The sequence below is a fragment of the Reyranella sp. CPCC 100927 genome, assembly GCF_007859315.1.
Taxonomy (GTDB): domain Bacteria; phylum Pseudomonadota; class Alphaproteobacteria; order Reyranellales; family Reyranellaceae; genus Vineibacter.
Map to the genome: position 1 here is coordinate 676,857 of NZ_VOHA01000002.1, position 17,199 is coordinate 694,055.

A 17,199-nucleotide genomic window follows, 5' to 3' on the forward strand; every position below is an offset into this window, starting at 1 on the left:
GATGGCGACCTCCCCAACCTAGCGGCTGGCCACGACGCGCTGGTGCAGGCGCGAGATCGTGTCCAGCGCCGACAGCACCGCACCCTCCTGCCAGGCCGGCAGGTACGAGGCATGTTCGCCGGCCAGCGCAATGCGACCGTCGATCTGGCACAGGTTCTTGTAATGCGTCTTGCGGCTCTCCTCGGTCCACATGCCGTAGCAGCCGTTGACGCCGGGCACGCGGTGCCAGCCGACGGAGATGCCGTTCTCGAACTCGGCGTTGTACTGCGGGTGGATCTGCGCCCCCCACTCCACCGCCTTCTTCACACGCTCCGCCGGTGGCAACGACGTGAACTCGTAGGCATAGGGCCCGAAGGCATAGGTGCCCAGCAGCACCGCCTTGCCGGCGTCGTTGTAGCCGTTGTTGGGATAACCGATCAGCGAGATCGGCAGGTCGGTGTAGCTGATGCCGCCATAGATCGCATCGTCCTGTTCCCAGAAGCGGCGCTTGAACTGCAGGCCGACCTTGATCGAGGCATCATAGGGCACGGCGCTGATGGCGCTCGCCATCTCGGTGCCCACATTGATCTCCATCTGGCTCAGGATCGACAGCGGGATGGTGCAGATGCACCAGTCGGCGCTGGCCGTGCGCTGCGCGCCGCCGGGCTTGGTGTTCTGGTAGGTGACGGTGACGCGCTGCGCGTCCTGCTTGATCGACGTGACCTTGGCGTCGAGCTGAATCATGCCTTGCAGCTCGCGTGCCATCGCCTTGACGATCATGTCCATGCCGCCGACCGGCTGGAACAGCGTCGTGTGATACTCATAGGTGTTGCCGACCGATAGATGGCGCCACAGACCCGACTTCAGCAAATCGCTCAGCCCCACCGGCTGCGAGACCGTCGGCGCACCGGTGAGGCCGCCGCCGGGGTCGCGCTCATAGCCGCGGCGGTCGCTGGTCATGTCGCTGGCGCCATAGGTGTAGTTCTTGTCCAGCGCACCCCAGCGGCGCAGGGCAGCGAGCAGAATCTCCTTGTCCTCCTTGGTCACCATCTCATCGAGCTTGTTCTGGCTCACGGCCTTGCCCAACAGCTCGGCGACATTGCCGTTGAAATCCGACAGCACGTGACGCAGGCGCTGCGGTTTGCCACCGAAGGCGCGGCGGCTATGCAAGAGGGCGTTGTAGTTGACCTGCACGAACGGCTCCAACGCGACGCCGAAACGCTTGCAGTAGTCGAGCATCGCGTGGTGGTGATAGGGGATGCGCCACGGACCGGGATTGAAGTACAGGCCCTTGTCGAATTCGCAGTGCTGCTCGAAGCCGCCCATCTCGGTGTAGCGATCGCCGCCGCGCAAGGTCCAGCAGCGCCCGCCGATATGGTCGGCGTACTCCAGGATCTGGACCTTGTAGCCGGCCTTGCGCAATTCCAGCCCCGCCACGAGGCCGGCGAGGCCAGCGCCCAGGATCAGGACCGAGGCTCCCTTGGGATCGCCTTCCAGCTTGATCGGTCCGCTATAGGGCGAGTCGGCGGCGAAGCCGAGACTGGTCATCGCCTGGTACATCACGGCGCTGCCGGCCATGGTACCGATCAACGTCAACAGGTCACGCCGGCTGACGGCCGGCTGCTCCGTATCGCTCATCTTATTGCTCCCTCTCCCGGACGACAGAAACGTGGAAGGACAGAAGGAACGAACACCGTTGCCCCGACCGCCTTCCGCCTCTGTCCCAGATTCTCAGTGCCGCCACTGCGGATCGGTCTTGTCGAGCTTGCGCAGCAGAGCCGCGAACTCGAGATCGCCAATACCCACCTTCGATTCCTTTTCGGAGAACGAGTCGATGCCGGCGCCCGACTTGCGCGCCACGGCATCATCCAGCACGCGCAATCGGCCGGCCGCCGCGGCATCGACCTGGATCTGGCAGGCACGCTCCAGTCGCCACAGCCGCAGGAACGCCTCGGGCACGCTGCGGCCGGTCGCCAGCAGGCCGTGATTGCGCAGCAGCATGGCCTGGTTGTCACCCAGGTTCGCCTGCAGGCGCTGGCGCTCGTCGAGATCGAGGCTGGGCCCCTCGTAATCGTGATGCGACAGGCGGCCGGTGAAGCCGGTCGACACCATCGAGATCGGCAGCAATCCTTCCTCCAGCGCGCACACCGCCATGCCGGCGCGCGTGTGCGTGTGCATCACCACCTTGTGACGCGCCGAGTTGGCCATGTGGATTGCCGAATGGATCACGAAGCCGGCGTGGTTCACGGGATAGTTGGTGGGCTCGACGATCCTGCCGTCGACGTCGATCTTCACCAGGTTCGAGGCGGTAACCTCATCATAGTTCAGACCGTAGGGATTGATCAGGAAATGCAGTGCCTCGCCAGGCACGCGTGCCGTGAGGTGGCCGTAGATCAATTCCGTCCAGCCGAAGTGATCGACCAGGCGGTAGGCAGCCGCGAGTTGCCGGCGCAGGACCCACTCGCCTTGGTCGGGCGGCAATGCATAGACATCGATTCCGGTCAGCGGCAGGTTCATTGTTGTCCCCCAGTGCCGTCATGCCGGGCGCGATCGTACGCCGATTGCGCCGCACCGCAAGACACGCGCGCGTGGTGACACCCAGACATGCAACGCCGCGCGGCAGTGGCTGCAGTGGTGTGAAGGCATCGTCGGGTCTAACGTGCGCGCGCAGGAACATGAGGTGAGGCAATGCCCAAAGGAAATGGATCGTCCGAAATCCTCGACCAGCCAGCACCCGCGATCGCCGCCGCCATCCGCCACGGCAAGGCGACGGCGCGCGACGTGGCGGAGCAAGCCATCGCGCGGGTCGAGGCGCGCAATGCGACGCTCAACGCCATCGTCGACTTCGATCCCGCCGAAGCCCGGCGCGACGCCGACCGCATCGATGCGCAGCGCCGTGACGGGTTCGACGGCGCGCTGCTGGGCGTACCCTTTACCGTGAAGGACACGACCTGGGTCGCCGGACGGCGGGTGACCAACGGCTCGCTGGTGTTCAAGGATTTCATCCCGCCGCGCGATGCGCTCGCCGTCGAGCGCCTGAAGGCGGCCGGCGGCGTGTTCCTCGGCATGACCAACACACCGGAGTTCGCCGCCAAAGGCCACACCGAGAACAAGGTGTATGGACCCACGCGCCATCCGATGAATCCGGCCCTGACGCCCGGCGGGTCATCCGGTGGCGCCGCCGCGGCACTGGGCGCCGGCTTTGCGCCGATCGCGCTCGGCACCGACGGCGGCGGCTCGGGGCGGCGGCCGGCCGCACATGTCGGCGCCGTCGGCCTCAAGACGTCGGCCGGCGCCATTCCGTCGCCATTCGGTTTCGGCGGCTTCTATGGCCCGCTGCACGGCGTCATCGCGCCGATGGGCCGTACGGTGGCCGACGTGCGGCTGATGTTCGACGTGATGGCCGGCCCCGACCGCCGCGATCCGGTGTCCGTGGCGATGCTTGACGGGCCGCCGCCGGCGCGGCCCCGCATCGCCTACAGTCCGCGCCTGGGTCTGGACGTCGCCGTCGACCCCGACGTGCGCGCCGCCGTCGATGGCGCCATCGAGCGGCTGCGCGCGGCGGGCTGGGCGATCGAGCCGGCGGATATCGCCTGGCCTGATGGCACCAACGAGCTGGCGTTCGCGCCCATCACCATGGCTGCCGCGGTGCATATGTACGGCGATCTCCACAAGCGCCACCCGGGGCTGTTCGGCGACAACATCGCGGCGATGATCGACAATGGCCGCACGGTCACCGGCGCGGACGTGGCCGCCGCCATCAAGCTCGCCGACAAGGTGGCGCGAACGGTGGCCGAATTCTTCACCGACTACGACTACCTGCTGACCCCGACCACGGCCTGCGTGTCCTGGCCGGTCGAGCAGGTCTATCCGCCCGCCATCGAGGGCAAGCCCGCCTCGCCGCGCGGGCATGCCGCCTTCACGCCGCTGTTCAACCAGGCACTGGTGCCGGCGATCTCGGTACCTTGCGGCACAGGGCGTGACGGCCTGCCGGTCGGCCTGCAGATCGTGGCGCCACGGCTGCACGACCGGCCGCTGCTGGAGATGGCAGCACGGGCGGAAGCGGCGCTCGATGCGGGCTGATGTGCGGCCGTGCACCGGGTGCACAGTGCATTCCCTATAGTCCAAGATCGGTGAACGCGCGCGGCCTAGACCTTCGGTCCGGCCGCTGCGTGTCGAGCGTGAGGGGCCCTTCCAGCGGAATGGCCCATGAAGCGCTTCGAACCGTATCCGATCCACATCAACCATCCAGGCACGTATGAGCTGGTCCGCCAGAAGCAGCTGCGGCGGTTCGCGGCCAAGGGCGACAAGCAGATGGTCGCCTGGCTGAAACGGGCCGCTAAGCCCCTGTACGCGACCATCAACGACAAGACGCCGGACCTGGTGGTACGAAAGTACGAGGAAGACGTCCTCAGGCTGCTGAGACTCATCCTGGGAACCAAGGTCGGAAAGTTTCTCCTCGATTCGTTGGACAAGCGGCAGCAATACTGGATCGTGCCGTTGGATGCCGAGGACAAGGCCATGTGCAACGGCTGTGCCGCCTACACGTTCCCGGAGCAGGCCAAGCACGGCGGCGGCATCCGCGTCTATTTCAACCCCGCCGATTTCAAGGACAACAAATGGGAGACGGCCGACGACATCCTGTTCCACGAGCTGGTTCACGCCTACCGTTTCGGCCGCGTGGGTTACGATGGCATGAACCGTAAGACCGTCAGCAACTACGACGACGCCGAGGAGTTCCTGGCCCTGCAGATGCAGAACGTCTACCTCGCCCATCGCGGCAGCGCGTCTTTCTACCGGTCCTATCGCCAGCACGAGCCCATCAGCAAGGCGAAGGCGTATGAGTCGTTCGTTCTCGATCCTGATATCCTGAGCGCATTCCGCCACTTCGTCGACCGTGACCCCCTGGCCGCGACGGTGGCGACATGGCGCGACCAGCCGAACGCATTCAACCCATGGCGCGACCAGCCCGCCCTCGAGCAGGCGTTTCTGCGCAGCACGAACGGCGCCATCAAGCGCCTGCCGCCCTTCTGACCCGGCGACAGCGCCCGCCGGCACCCGCCCGCAAGGCAGATTTGCACGCAGCGACAGGCACGCGGTGCTAGGATTGTCGTGTCCTGAAAGGCGGTTCGTCACGGGAGGATGCCGATGGAACTGGTTCCGCTGGGACCCGGATTCGGGGTCGAGGTGCGCGGCGTCAGCCTGCTCGACGTCGCCAGCAGCGCGGCCGCCTATGACGCCGTCCGCGCCGCGTTCGAGGAACACTCGATCCTGCTGTTCCGCGACCAGACCGTCACCGACGACATCCAGTGCGCCTACTCGCGCGCCTTCGGACCGCTGGAACTCACCAAGGTGGCCTCGGTCGGCACCGGCACCTTCTATGCCCGCATCACCAATATCGGGCCGGACGGCACGCTGGTGCCGCCTACCCACCGCCAGTCGTTGACGGCGCGCGCCAACCAGCTGTGGCACACCGACAGCTCGTTCAAGACCACGGCGGCGCTGGCATCGGTGCTCTCGGCGCGCATCCTGCCCAACGACGGCGGCGAGACGCAGTTCACCTCCACGCGCCTGGCCTGGGAACGGCTGCCGCCGGCGATGCAGGACACGCTGCGCGACAGGGTCGTGACCCACAGCTACGCCAATTCGCGCGGCCAGATCGATCCGACCATGATGACGGCGGCCGAGCATGCATCCCTGCCGCCGGTACGCTGGCGCATGACCTGGCGCAACCCGGCGAATGACCGGCGCTCGCTCTACGTCGCTTCGCACGCCTATGCCATCGACGGCATGGGCGACAACGAGGCCAAGGCGCTGCTGGCCCGGCTGATCGAGGATGCCACCCGGCCGGAATACACCTACCTGCACCAGTGGCGTGCCGGCGACGTGGTGATGTGGGACAACCGCGCCACCATGCATCGCGGCCGCCCGTGGCCCGGCAACCAGACACGCTCGATGGTGCGCACCACCATTTCCGCTACCGACGCCGACGGCCTGGCCGACATGCGCCCGCCGACACCGCTGCCACGCGCGGCTTGATGTCTGGCATCCTCTGCCGCCTGGTGCCAGTGACGCATCGGAAGATTCACCACAGAGACACAGAGGTCACAGAGTGACACAGAGAAGAACTGCCGCGTGCCGCCGGCGCGCTATCTTTCATGTCTCTGTGTGTCTCTGTGTCTCTGTGGTGAATCTTCCTGCCCAGGACGACTGGCAGGCACGACGGGGAGTCACCTGGTGACGACGGCACGAAATCGGGCGCGGGTGTTCCTGACGCATCCGCCGGCGGCACTGGCGGGTTACTTCGGCGACCGGGCACTGGGCGAACTGCGCGCGTTTGCCGATGTTACGCTCAATACGGTCGAGCGCGAGCTGCCGATGGCGGAACTGGTCGCGGCGGCGGCCGGCCATGACGTCATCATCTCCTACCGCCAGACGCCGGGCGAAGCGGTGATCTTCACGAGCCTGCCCGATCTGGTGGCTTTCCAGCGTGTTGCCGTCGACATCCGCAACATCGATGTTGCAGCGGCCAGCGCGCACGGCGTGCTGGTGACGCGCGCCAGCCCCGGCTTCGTGCCGGCGGTCGTCGAGTGGATCCTCGGCGCCATGATCGACGCCGCGCGCCACATCAGCGACTACACCAGCACCTATCGCGGCGGCGCCGTGCCGGGCGCCCGCATGGGCGGGCAGCTGCAGGGCGCCACGCTGGGCGTGATCGGCTACGGCGCCATCGGCACGCGACTCTGCACGGTGGCCCAGGCGCTTGGTCTGCGCGTGCTGGTCCATGATCCGTACAAGAGGGTCGCGCCACCGCTGGAGCAAACCGAATTCGCGCATCTGCTGTCAGAGTCCGACTTCGTGGTGCCGCTGGCGGTGGCGACGCCCGAAACCGAGAACCTGATCGACGCCGCGGCCTTGGCCCGCATGAAACCCACGGCGTGGCTGATCAATGCCTCGCGCGGCAACCTGGTCGACGAGCAGGCGCTGGAACGGGCGCTCGACGCGCGCCGCATCGCCGGCGCCGCGATGGACGTCGGCCGCGCGCCCGACCAGATGCCCTCGCCGCACCTGGCGCGGCGGACCGATGTGATCGCCACGCCGCATATCGGCGGGCTGACGCCACAGGCCATCGAGCACCAGGCGCTGGAGGCCGTGCGGCAGTGCGCCATCATCGTGCGCGGCGACGTGCCCGACGGCGCCGTCAACGCCGACCAGGCGACACGGCTGGCGCGGTTGCGGGGTTAACTCTTCACCTCTCCCGTGAGCGGGAGAGGTCGACGGGCGCAGCGCCTGGCGGGTGAGGGCCTACGGACTCGGCACCTCGTCTGTGACCCCTCACCTTCCCATCGCGCTTACGCGCGATGGGCCCCTTCCTCTCCCGCTCGCGGGAGAGGATAGGTCAGTCACGCAGCAGGAGCGCCTGCAGCTTATAGCGGGTGGCGTCGTCCAGCGGATGCGGCGTCTTGCCGTTGAGGCGCACGATGGTCATCTCGGCGGTCGCGATGCAGGCGCCGTCCTTGAAGACGCCGGCGCCCAGCCGGATCGACGACGTGCCGATGGCCAGCACGCCACAGCCGATCTCGACGTCGCCCGGCCAGTGCGACTCGCGCAGGAAACTCACGTCGAGGCCGGCCGAGATCGAGCGCATCGGCGGCGTGTGGTTCATCAGCCCCGCGTCGCGGATGAAAGTGAGCCGCCCGGTTTCGAAGTAGGCGCAGATCGCAACGTTGTTGACGTGGCCGGCCGCGTCCTGGTCGGAGAAGCGCACGGTATCGCGCGACCAGTGCGGGTAGATGCGCCGGTCCTGGAGTCTCACATTGCGCGACAAGAGCGGTCTCCTGTTTGCGTTGTCCACCCGTCATCCCGAGCGCAGCGAGGGATCTCCTGCGGACAGAGTCTCCGCTCGCACGAGATCCCTCGCTGCGCTCGGGATGACCGTTACGCCGCGGCGTGCCGCTTGGCGGCATCCGACGCGTGACCTTTCTGGTGGAAATAGTTCTTGCGGTAGAACTCCAGCACCAGGTCGCGATAGACGGCGGGTGGATATTTCGCTGGATCGTCGGCGCTGCAGCAGGTCGGCAGCACGTCGATCGTGGTCGCCACGTTGGGGCTGTAGAAGAAGGCGATTGAATAGCGGTCCTTGCCCGAATCGTTGAGCACGCCATGCGGCGTTGAGAGATAGCGGTCGTTGGACCAGCGCCGCATCATGTTGCCGAGATTGACCAGGAACGTGCCGTCGATCACCGGCGGCGGGAACCACTCGCCTGACGGCAAACGTACCGCCAGCCCCGGCACGTCCTCGCGCGCGAGGATGGTCAGGAAGCTGTTGTCAGTGTGCGGCGCCTGGCCGAAGACGTTGTCTTCGTCGGTCTCCTGCGGCGGGTAGTGCAGGAAGCGCAGGTTGATGTGCGCCTCGTCGGCGAAGTGCGGCGCGAACCAGTCGGCCGGCAGGCCCAGCGACGTCGCGAACACCGGCAGCATGCGCTCGCCCAGCGACCTCAGGGTCTCGAAGTAGCCGGTCATGTCGGCCCGGATGTCGGGCAGACCCGGCGGCCACTGGTTGCGCCCGCGCAGCGGCAGGCCGGCACGCACGTCGCGATGGTCCAGCCCGCGATCATGGCTGATGAAGAAGCTCTCGTTCTGGTTCGGCTTGGTCGCCTTGTGCACCGTCGAGGCGCCCTGCACCGAGGCATTCATGGGCAGGTAGCCGATATTGTTCTCGTTGAGCTTGAGCGCCAGCTTGTCGGCCAGCGGCAGCGCATGAAAGCGTCGGGACGCGGCGAAGGCGCGCGCGACGATATCAGGCGCCACGCCATGGCCGGCGATGTAGAAGAACCCGACATTCTCGCAAGCGAGCTTGACCTGCTGCGCCAACGGCGTCAGCGCACCCGGATCGCCCGCGAAGTATCCGCCGAAATCGATGATCGGGATTCGGGCCGCGACGTCGGCGACATCGTGGACGGCATGCTGCTGGAAGAGATGCACGGCGGCCTCCCTCGGTTGCGGGCAGTCTACCGCCTAACGTTCCATTCTGTCTTCCTGGGAGCGCGGGCGTCCCGCCCGCCCATGACAGGCGAAAGCAAGGCTTTCGCCTTGATGCGGGCGGGACGCCCGCGCTCCCAGGAAATCAGCCATGCTGCCGGCGAATAGGTCGCCGGCGTACTCTCACGGCCAATAACGATGGGAGAAACGCCATGCAGCCTGTGTTCGATCTGTCGAGCGTGCATCGGCTGAAGTTCAGCGGCGGCATCGATGCCGATGGGCATGTGCTGGAAGCGCCCGACCTGTGGGATGCCTATATCGAAGGCCGCTACCGCGAGCGTGCGATGCGCCTGCGCCGCGATGCCGACGGGCTGGAGTACCTGGAGATCGACGGCAAGCCGTCGAAGATGACGCGCAAAGGCTATCCGGCAACCTTGGGCCGCATGGGCCAGAAGGAGCTCGAGGCGTTCACGCCGCATCCCGACAAGACCTATGCCGCCAACATGCCGTTCGGCGCCTGCGATGCCGACCAGCGCCTGAAGCTGCTCGACGCCGAAGGCCTCGACGCGGCGGTGCTCTATCCCACGCTGGGCATCCTGTGGGAGGCCGAGTTGGAGGACGTCGATCTCTCGCAGGCCTACTGCCGCGCCTATAACCGCTGGATCGCCGACTTCTGCCGCGACAGCGGCGGCCGCCTGGTGCCGATCGCACACCTGTCGCTGGGCGATCCGGTCGCGGCCGCGACCGAACTCGAGCGCGCCGTCAAGGACGGTTGCCGTGGCGCCTTCGTCGTGCCCTTCACGCTCGCACGCAAGGCGCACGGCGATCCCGCCCACGACCCGGTCTATGCCAAGGCGGTAGAGCTCGACGTGCCGATCGCGCTGCATCCCAGCTTCGAGCCCTTTGCCCTGCGCTCGATGCGCTTCGAGAACGGCCATCGCCTGCCGCTACTGTCGGCGGCGCGCGCCGGCGACGGCGTGCGGCATGCCTTCACCACGTTCTTCGATTTCGCGACGTTCGATCGCTTCCCGACCCTGAAGCTGGTGATTCTCGAGTCCGGCGCCGGCTGGATCGGCTACTGGCTCGATCGCCTCGATGGCGTCGTCGAGGCGACCTTCCTGGGCGGCCGTGCGCCGCTGAAGCACAAGCCCAGCGACTATTTCCGTCGCCAATGCTGGATCTCGGGCGATCCTGACGAGCGCACGGTACCGGCGATGGCGGCGCTCTATGGCGCCGACCGCTTCTTCTGGGCCAGCGACTACCCGCACCCCGACCACACCGGCGATTACCTGGCGGCGCTGGAAGCCATGGCCGGAACAATGCCCACCGCAGCGCGCGCCGGTCTGCTCGGCGACAACGTGCGGGCGGCGTATCGGCTGTAGCTGTTTCCCGCCCGATGCCCCGGGGCCGGGAAACACGCGCAGCACCTGTCTATCTTGTCTCCAACCGTGGACTCCGATACATCGGCGCGGCCTTGAACCACTGCGGGTGCCGCCGATGTCGATCATCACCAGCGTCGATCAACTGGAAGCGCTCTACGGCACCCCCAACGACGCCTCGACCGTCAAGGAAGTCGACTGGATCACGCCGCACTACCGCGCCTACATCGACGCGGCACCGTTCGTGGCGCTGGCCACCAGCGGACCCGAGGGCCTGGACTGTTCGCCGCGCGGCGACCTCGCCGGCTTCGTGCGCGTGCACGACAAGAAGACCCTGATGCTGCCCGACCGCCGCGGCAACAACCGCATCGACTCGCTGCGCAACATCGTGCGCGATCCACGGGTGGCCTTGCTGTTCATGATCCCCGGCGTCGGCAACACCCTGCGCGTCAACGGCCGCGCGCAGCTCAGCGTCGATCCCGAACTGCTGGCCTCGTTCGCCGTCGATGACAAGGCGCCGCGCTCGGTGATGGTGATGACGGTCGATACGATCTATTTCCAGTGCGCCCGTGCCCTGGTGCGCTCGGAGCTCTGGAACCCGGCGCGCCATGTCGATCCCAAGAGCCTGCCCAGCGCCGGCCAGATCCTGGCGGCGCTCAGCCAGAACCGCGTCGGCGGCGACGACTACGACCGCGCCTGGCCCGAACGCGCCAAGCAGACGATGTGGTGACTCGAGAGAAGACACACCACAGAGGCACAGAGGACACAGAGATCACCGAGAGACCGATGCCCGCGCGCCGAAGGCGCGTATCTCCTCTCTTCTCTGTGACCTCTGTGCGCTCTGTGTCTCTGTGGTGAATTCTTCTCTTCTAAGCCACCGCGGCGACGTCGCCGACGACGCGGATGCGCACGCGCAGCGCGTTGCCGGGCAGGTAGGCCAGCGGCATGTCCTCGCTTTCGATGGTCGTGAGCGTGGCGCGATCGGCGCCGGCGGCGGCGGCGCGGTCAGCGGCGATCTCGCGCGCCTTGGCGATGGCGTCGACACGCGCCAGGTCGCGGAAGATCTGGTCGCACTCGCCCGAGACCTGTGCGATGGCGGCGCCCACGGCGTTAGCGCAATCGCCGTGCGGCACGCGCACGACCTCCGATACGCCCTCGAGCTGATCGGGCACCAGGAAGGCACCACCGCCGACCGCCACCAGGGGCACGTTGCCGGCTTCGGTCTTCATGCGATCGACGGTCTCCTCGACCATGCGCCGCGCCTCGGCAAAGACCCGCGCGCAGGTCGCCGCATCGAGGTGCTTCACCTTGGCACGATCACCCAGTTCCAGCCTGCCGCTGGCGACGGCGATGTCGGTGGTGGTGAGCTGCCGGCCGCCGAAGGCGATGCCCTCCTTCAGCAGGCGATAGCCCACCGACAGCGGGCCGACCGACAGCGGATCGAGCGACACGTGGCTGCCGCCGCCCAGGCCGATCGACATCAGGTCGGGCATGCGGAACAGCGTGCGCACGCCGCCGACCTTGACCACGGCGTTGGCCTCGCGCGGGAAACCGTGGCGCAGCTGGCCGACATCGGTCGTGGTGCCGCCGACATCGACCACCATGGCGTCCTGCAGGCCCGACAGATAGGCACCGCCGCGCATGGAGTTGGTGGCGCCCGAGGCGAAGCTGTAGACCGGCAGGCGGCCGGCCTGCGCCGCCTCGACCACCGTGCCGTCGTTCTGGGTGATGAACAGCGGCGCGTCGATGCCGCTGTCGACGATCGCCTTCTGGAAAGCGGCGATAGTGTCCCGCGCCAGGTCGGCCAGCGCCGCGTTCAGCAGGCCGGCGTTCTCGCGCTCCAGCAGACCGATGCGGCCGAGATCGGACGAGCAGGTGATCGCCGCGCCGGGCAGTTCGCGCGCCACGATGGCGGCAGCCTGCTGCTCGTGCGAGGAGTCGAGCGGCGAGAAGCTGGCCGAGATCGCCACCGCATGCAGGCTCTTGGCCTTCATCGCGCGCGCCGCGGCCTCGATCGCAGCCACATCCAGCGGCATGAACGGCCGGCCGTCGTACTCATGACCGCCTTCGACCATCCAGACGCCGCCGCGCACGATCTCGGCGAGATCGTCGGGCCAGTCGCAGAACGGCGGCAGCGAGGCGCTGGCCGGCATGCCCAGCCGCAAGGCCGCGACCTTGGTCAGGTGACGGCGCTGCACCACGGCGTTGATGAAGTGCGTGGTGCCGATCATCACGCCGTCGATGCGCTTGGCCTGCACCACGCCGGTGCGGCCCAGCGCGGTGAGCGCTTCCAGGATGCCGGTGGTCACGTCCTCGCTGGTCGGTGCCTTCACGGCCCGCACGACCTTGCCCTCCTCGATCAGCACCGCATCCGTGTTGGTGCCGCCGACATCGATCCCGATCCGTCTCATCGCTTTATCCCTATAACCACGGCCTCATCCTGAGGAGGCTGCGCAGCGGCCGTCTCGAAGGATGGGCAACAGACACCGTACGATCCCCACCCTTCGAGACGCACCGCTGCGCGGTGCTCCTCAGGGTGAGGTGAGAGTCTCATCATGCGAACACGCTCCTGAAGTCGATGTCGTAGCCGAAGGCGCGCGGGCCGACGTGGCGCAGGCCCTTCTCGCTGAGAAACACATCCGGCGGCGGCAGGGCGATCACCGTGACGCGCTGGCCATAGCGGATGGTGTCGGTGCCGACCGCTTCGCCCGAGACGCTGTCGAGCACGCAGATCAGGTCAGGTGTCATGGCGATGGGTTCCTGATCGCGCCAGGCCACGATCCACTCGTTCTGGAAGCTGATCTCCATCGCCGAGCTGCGCCAGTCATCGACGCCGTCGAAGTGCACGCGGCCGCGCAGATAGCCTTCGGTGGTGCGCCGTTCGACATCGACCACCTTGCCCTTGTAGAGCAGCTTGCCGGGCTCGACCGAGAGAATGGCGGCGATCGGGTCGTCGTGCGTGCGTTGCGCCGCGCGCACGGCACGGCCGATGGCGATCGCCTTGGTGGTGGTACCGTGGATGGCCCACTGCTTCACCTCGGCACCGCTGCGCGGCGCCTGGCAGGTGGCGGCGACCGAGCCGTACTCGACACAGATCTTGCGCGCGATGCGCTCCATCCAGGTCCAGTTCGGCACCCTGTCGACGATGGCCTCCAGGCCGCGCACATCGACGGCGGCCAGCGGCCAGGGCCGCAGGTCGCCGATCGCGACGCTGGTCATCTGCGCCTCGGGATAGGCGCGGCCCATGGTGTCGGCGTCGATGACAGGCCGCCCCAGCAGCGCCGCCGCCATCAGCGGCCGCACGCCGTTGCCGCCGCCGATCTCGACACCCATGATGGCCGCGAAGCGATGCCCGATATGCGCTTCCATCACCTCGACGGCGCGCGCGATGGTGCGGCTGTCGGTCAGGCGCTCCAGGCCGACCAGCGGCGCGCCCACGCCGGCCACGACGGCGACCTGGTCGTCATCGGCCAGGTCACTCGCCGGCATCAGCTGCACACGGTGGCCGTCGCGATAGAGCTGGCGCATGTTGAGCAGCGACAGATAGGGATTGCCGCCACCGCCCGTGCCCAGAATCCAGGCACCGACGGCCAGCGACTCGATGTCGTCGAGGGTGATGTCGCGCATAGCTCAAATCATGTCCCCTCCCCCCTTGTGGGGGAGGGTTAGGGAGGGGGGTGCCCCATGCGCGACGCCTCGTGTGGAAAGCCCCCCTCCCCAGCCCTCCCCCACAAGGGGGGAGGGGGAAAGACGAGAGCGTGATGCGAAGCTCATCACCCGAACACGCTCCTGAAGTCGATGTCGTAGCCGAAGGCGCGCGGGCCGACGTGGCTCAGGCCCTTCTCGCTGAGGAACACCTGGGGCGGCGGCAGCACGATCACCGTGACGCGCTGGCCGTAGCGGATGGTTTCGGTGCCGACCGCCTCGCCCGACACGGTGTCGAGCACGCAGATTAGCTCGGGCGACATCGCGACCGGCGCACCGTCGTGCCAGGCCACGATCCACTCGTTCTGGAAGGCGATCTCCATGGTGCTGCCGCGCCAGTCGTCCATGCCCTCGAAGCGCGTGCGGCCGCGCAGGAAGCCCTCGGTGGCGCGCCGTTCGACGTCGACCACCTTGCCGCGGTACAGCACCAAGCCCTGCTCGACCGAGAGAATCGCCGCGATGGGATCCTCGTGCCTGCGCTGCGCCGCGCGCACGGCATGGCCGATGGCAATCGCCTTGGTGGTGGTGCCATGGATGCCCCACTGCTTCACCTCGGCACCGGTGCGCGGCGCCTTGCAGGTCGAGGCGATGGAGCCGTACTCGACGCAGATCTTGCGGCTCACCCGCTCCATCCACTTCCAGGTCGGCACTTTCTGCACCACCGACTCCAGGCCGCGCACGTCGACGGTGGCCAGCGGCCAGGGCTGCAGGTCGCCGACCGCGACGCTCGTCATCTGCGCCTCGGGATAGGCGCGGCCCATCATGTCGGAGTCGATCACCGGCCGCTTGAGGTGTACCGCCGCCATCAGCGGCTGAATGCCGTTCCCGCCGCCAATCTCCAGCGCCATGATACCGCGGAAGCGAATGCCGGTGTGCTCCTCCATCAGAGCCACGGCACGCGCGATCGTGCGGCTGTCGGTCAGGCGCTCCTGGCCGACCAGCGGCGCGCCCATATTGGAGACGGCAGCCACCCAGTCGTCGTCGGCGAGGTCGTCCGCCGGCATCAACTGGGCGCGATGGCCCTCCTTGTAGAGCTGGCGCATGTTCAGGAGCCCGAGATACGGGCTGCCGCCACCGCCGGTGCCCAGCACCCAGGCGCCGACCGCCAGCGACTCGATGTCGTCGGCCGTGATGTCACGCAAAGCCATCAGTCCAGCAACTCCCTCAACACCCGACCGGTGGCAGTGATCGCCAGCAGGGTCGGCACACCCAGCACGCGCTTCACGACCGCCTTGGTCTGCGGCGTGTAGCTCATGCAATCCATGGCCACGAGATCGGGCCGCTGTTCCTTCAGCCGCAGCGCCGCCGCTTCGGCCACGGCCTCATCGCCGCTGGGCACCAGCGCCTCGGCGATGATGTCGACACCCGGCCGTTCCCACTTGCTCTTCAGCTTGGCGGCCTGCTCGGGCAGCGGCACCAGCAACGCCAGCTTTCCCTGGGGCAACAGGCCCGCAGCAAGACCGGCCAGCACACGAGACGGAAAGAGCACGCCGGCGTCGCCCGCCATGGGCGGGAAGGCGCCGGTGCAGTTGAACACCAGCGCGTCGGCGCCATCGGCGCGTAGCTTGGCGAGAGTCTCCGGTGCCCGTGCGATCACAGCCCGCTTGGAGATCTTCGTATCGCGACCGCTGGGCAGCCGCGTGTAGAGCGTATCGGCGCCATCGACGGGTGGCAGCGCGTCGATCTCGGTGTCGGCGAGGCCATCGAGGCAACCGCGCATCACGACGCGCGTGCCGTCGGGCGCCTGCGCCGCGAACAGCGCCGCGATATCAGGCCGCGGCGCCTGGCCGATCACGGCAATGCCGAGAGTGCGGGGTGCCATTACCTTCCCCCGCTTGCGGGGGAAGGTGGCGCGTAGCGCCGGATGGGGGTGCCTCTCAGCAGACGGAGTGTGTGGAACCACCCCCCATCCGCCCTTCGGGCACCTTTCCCCGCAAGCGGGGGAAGGTAGTTACCGTGCGTCATCATCACCCCTCCAGCACGACGGCGTCGGCTTCGGTCCACAGCAGGCCGACCTCGGCGCCGACCGGGCGCACGGCGGCACCGATGTTGGTCTCCTTGGCCAGCACGTGGCGGTCGCCGGTGGCGGCGATGCGGTAGAGCACCTGGCCGCCCAGGAAGTTCGCGCTTTCGATGCGGCCGGCGATGGCGCCCTCCGCCGGCGTCACGATGCGCGCCTTCTCTGGCCGCACCGCCACCGCGCCGGCGCCCGGTCCGGCGCCATTCATGGTGGCCGGCAGCGCGCGGCCATCGCGACCGACGAAGCGGCCACCGTCCCACGTGCCGTCGAACAGATTGATCTCGCCGATGAAGTCGGCGACGAAGCGCGTGCGCGGGCGGTCGTAGATCTCGGCCGGCGCGCCGACCTGCTCGACGCGGCCGGCGTTCATCACGGCGATGCGGTCGGACATCGCCAGCGCTTCCTCCTGGTCGTGCGTCACGAACACCAAGGTGACGCCCAGCTCCTTCTGCAGCTGCTTGAGCTCGAACTGCATGGACTGGCGCAGCTTGCGGTCAAGCGCGCCCAGCGGCTCGTCGCACAGCAGCACCGGCGGGCGGATGACGATGGCGCGCGCCAGCGCCACGCGCTGCTGCTGGCCGCCGGAGAGCTGGCCCGGGCGGCGGTCCTCGTAGCCATCCAGCGCCACCTGCTTCAACGCCGCCGTCACGCGGCGCTGGATCTCCTCGCGCGGCAGGCCGCGCATGCGCAAGCCGAAGGCGACGTTCTCGGCCACCGTGCGGTGCGGGAAGAGCGCATAGGACTGAAACACCATGCCCATGTCGCGCTTGTGCACCGGCACGTCGGTGATGTCGGCGCCGCCGACACGGATGCGCCCGGCATCGGGCACCTCGAAGCCCGCGATCATGCGCAGGCTGGTGGTCTTGCCGCAACCCGACGGCCCCAGCAGCGAGAAGAACTCGCCGGGCGCAATGGCGAGCGACACATCGTCGACGGCCTTGACCTTGCCGTCGAAGCTCTTGCTGACGCCCTCGAGCCGGATGTCGGCGGAGGCTGGAAGCGAAAGATCTGTCATGCGTGCCCCTACCTTCCCCCGCTCGCGGGGGAAGGTGCCCGAAGGGCGGATGGGGGGTGGCTCCCACACACCGCGCCCGTTGATAGGCACCCCCATCCGGCGCTTCGCGCCACCTTCCC

Annotated in this window: 15 protein-coding genes; 6 read left to right on the plus strand and 9 right to left on the minus strand. The window is 67.8% G+C overall.

The window, feature by feature from the left end; all coding sequences use genetic code 11:
* Positions 1–18 precede the first annotated feature (18 nt).
* Together FQU96_RS09230 and FQU96_RS09235 are read right to left on the minus strand one after the other, a co-directional pair.
* On the minus strand, positions 19–1,617 hold the full coding sequence (locus tag FQU96_RS09230) for a flavin monoamine oxidase family protein (protein WP_146540562.1): 1,599 nt from the start codon (positions 1,615–1,617) through the stop codon (positions 19–21).
* A gap of 93 nt (positions 1,618–1,710) precedes the next feature.
* A complete protein-coding gene (locus tag FQU96_RS09235; protein ID WP_146540563.1) occupies positions 1,711–2,496 on the minus strand; it encodes a class II aldolase/adducin family protein in 786 nt (261 codons plus the stop codon).
* 171 nt (positions 2,497–2,667) lie between these two features.
* Here FQU96_RS09235 and FQU96_RS09240 point away from each other — a divergent pair, with 171 nt between their 5' ends.
* The 4 genes from FQU96_RS09240 (at position 2,668) to FQU96_RS09255 (ending at position 7,224) form a co-directional block, all read left to right on the plus strand.
* Positions 2,668–4,062, plus strand: a complete 1,395-nt coding sequence (locus FQU96_RS09240) for an amidase (RefSeq protein ID WP_146540564.1) — start codon at positions 2,668–2,670, stop codon at positions 4,060–4,062.
* A gap of 126 nt (positions 4,063–4,188) precedes the next feature.
* Entirely contained in the window at positions 4,189–5,013 is an 825-nt protein-coding gene (locus FQU96_RS09245) for a hypothetical protein (RefSeq protein ID WP_146540565.1), read from the plus strand.
* A gap of 114 nt (positions 5,014–5,127) precedes the next feature.
* Positions 5,128–6,018 carry a TauD/TfdA family dioxygenase gene (locus tag FQU96_RS09250; RefSeq protein WP_146540566.1) on the plus strand — a complete coding sequence of 297 codons (891 nt, stop codon included), beginning with the start codon at positions 5,128–5,130 and terminating at the stop codon, positions 6,016–6,018.
* A gap of 198 nt (positions 6,019–6,216) precedes the next feature.
* A complete protein-coding gene (locus tag FQU96_RS09255) occupies positions 6,217–7,224 on the plus strand; it encodes an NAD(P)-dependent oxidoreductase (RefSeq protein WP_146540567.1) in 1,008 nt (335 codons plus the stop codon).
* A gap of 154 nt (positions 7,225–7,378) precedes the next feature.
* Here the strand turns inward: FQU96_RS09255 and FQU96_RS09260 are convergent, their stop codons facing one another.
* On the minus strand, positions 7,379–7,807 hold the full coding sequence (locus FQU96_RS09260; RefSeq protein WP_178130403.1) for a thioesterase family protein: 429 nt from the start codon (positions 7,805–7,807) through the stop codon (positions 7,379–7,381).
* Positions 7,808–7,917: 110 nt separating this feature from the next.
* Positions 7,918–8,964, minus strand: coding sequence for an isopenicillin N synthase family oxygenase (locus tag FQU96_RS09265; protein WP_146540569.1), 1,047 nt, complete (start codon positions 8,962–8,964; stop codon positions 7,918–7,920).
* 209 nt (positions 8,965–9,173) lie between these two features.
* Here FQU96_RS09265 and FQU96_RS09270 point away from each other — a divergent pair, with 209 nt between their 5' ends.
* Positions 9,174–10,343, plus strand: a complete 1,170-nt coding sequence (locus tag FQU96_RS09270; RefSeq protein WP_146540570.1) for an amidohydrolase family protein — start codon at positions 9,174–9,176, stop codon at positions 10,341–10,343.
* Positions 10,344–10,458: 115 nt separating this feature from the next.
* The gene (locus tag FQU96_RS09275; protein WP_146540571.1) at positions 10,459–11,070 is read left to right on the plus strand and encodes a pyridoxamine 5'-phosphate oxidase family protein; all 612 of its coding nucleotides are present in this window, start codon (positions 10,459–10,461) and stop codon (positions 11,068–11,070) included.
* A 139-nt stretch (positions 11,071–11,209) separates the two neighbouring features.
* Here the strand turns inward: FQU96_RS09275 and FQU96_RS09280 are convergent, their stop codons facing one another.
* The 5 genes from FQU96_RS09280 to FQU96_RS09300 form a co-directional block, all read right to left on the minus strand.
* On the minus strand, positions 11,210–12,751 hold the full coding sequence (locus FQU96_RS09280; RefSeq protein WP_146540572.1) for a hydantoinase/oxoprolinase N-terminal domain-containing protein: 1,542 nt from the start codon (positions 12,749–12,751) through the stop codon (positions 11,210–11,212).
* A 142-nt stretch (positions 12,752–12,893) separates the two neighbouring features.
* Complete coding sequence (locus tag FQU96_RS09285) at positions 12,894–13,967, minus strand: DUF917 domain-containing protein (RefSeq protein ID WP_146540573.1); 1,074 nt, start codon at positions 13,965–13,967, stop codon at positions 12,894–12,896.
* A gap of 146 nt (positions 13,968–14,113) precedes the next feature.
* Complete coding sequence (locus FQU96_RS09290) at positions 14,114–15,193, minus strand: DUF917 domain-containing protein (protein ID WP_146540574.1); 1,080 nt, start codon at positions 15,191–15,193, stop codon at positions 14,114–14,116.
* Complete coding sequence (locus FQU96_RS09295; RefSeq protein ID WP_146540575.1) at positions 15,193–15,867, minus strand: AroM family protein; 675 nt, start codon at positions 15,865–15,867, stop codon at positions 15,193–15,195. The genes FQU96_RS09290 and FQU96_RS09295 overlap by 1 nt, the downstream gene beginning before the upstream one ends.
* A gap of 145 nt (positions 15,868–16,012) precedes the next feature.
* On the minus strand, positions 16,013–17,080 hold the full coding sequence (locus FQU96_RS09300) for an ABC transporter ATP-binding protein (RefSeq protein WP_146540576.1): 1,068 nt from the start codon (positions 17,078–17,080) through the stop codon (positions 16,013–16,015).
* Between the last annotated feature and the right edge of the window lie 119 nt (positions 17,081–17,199).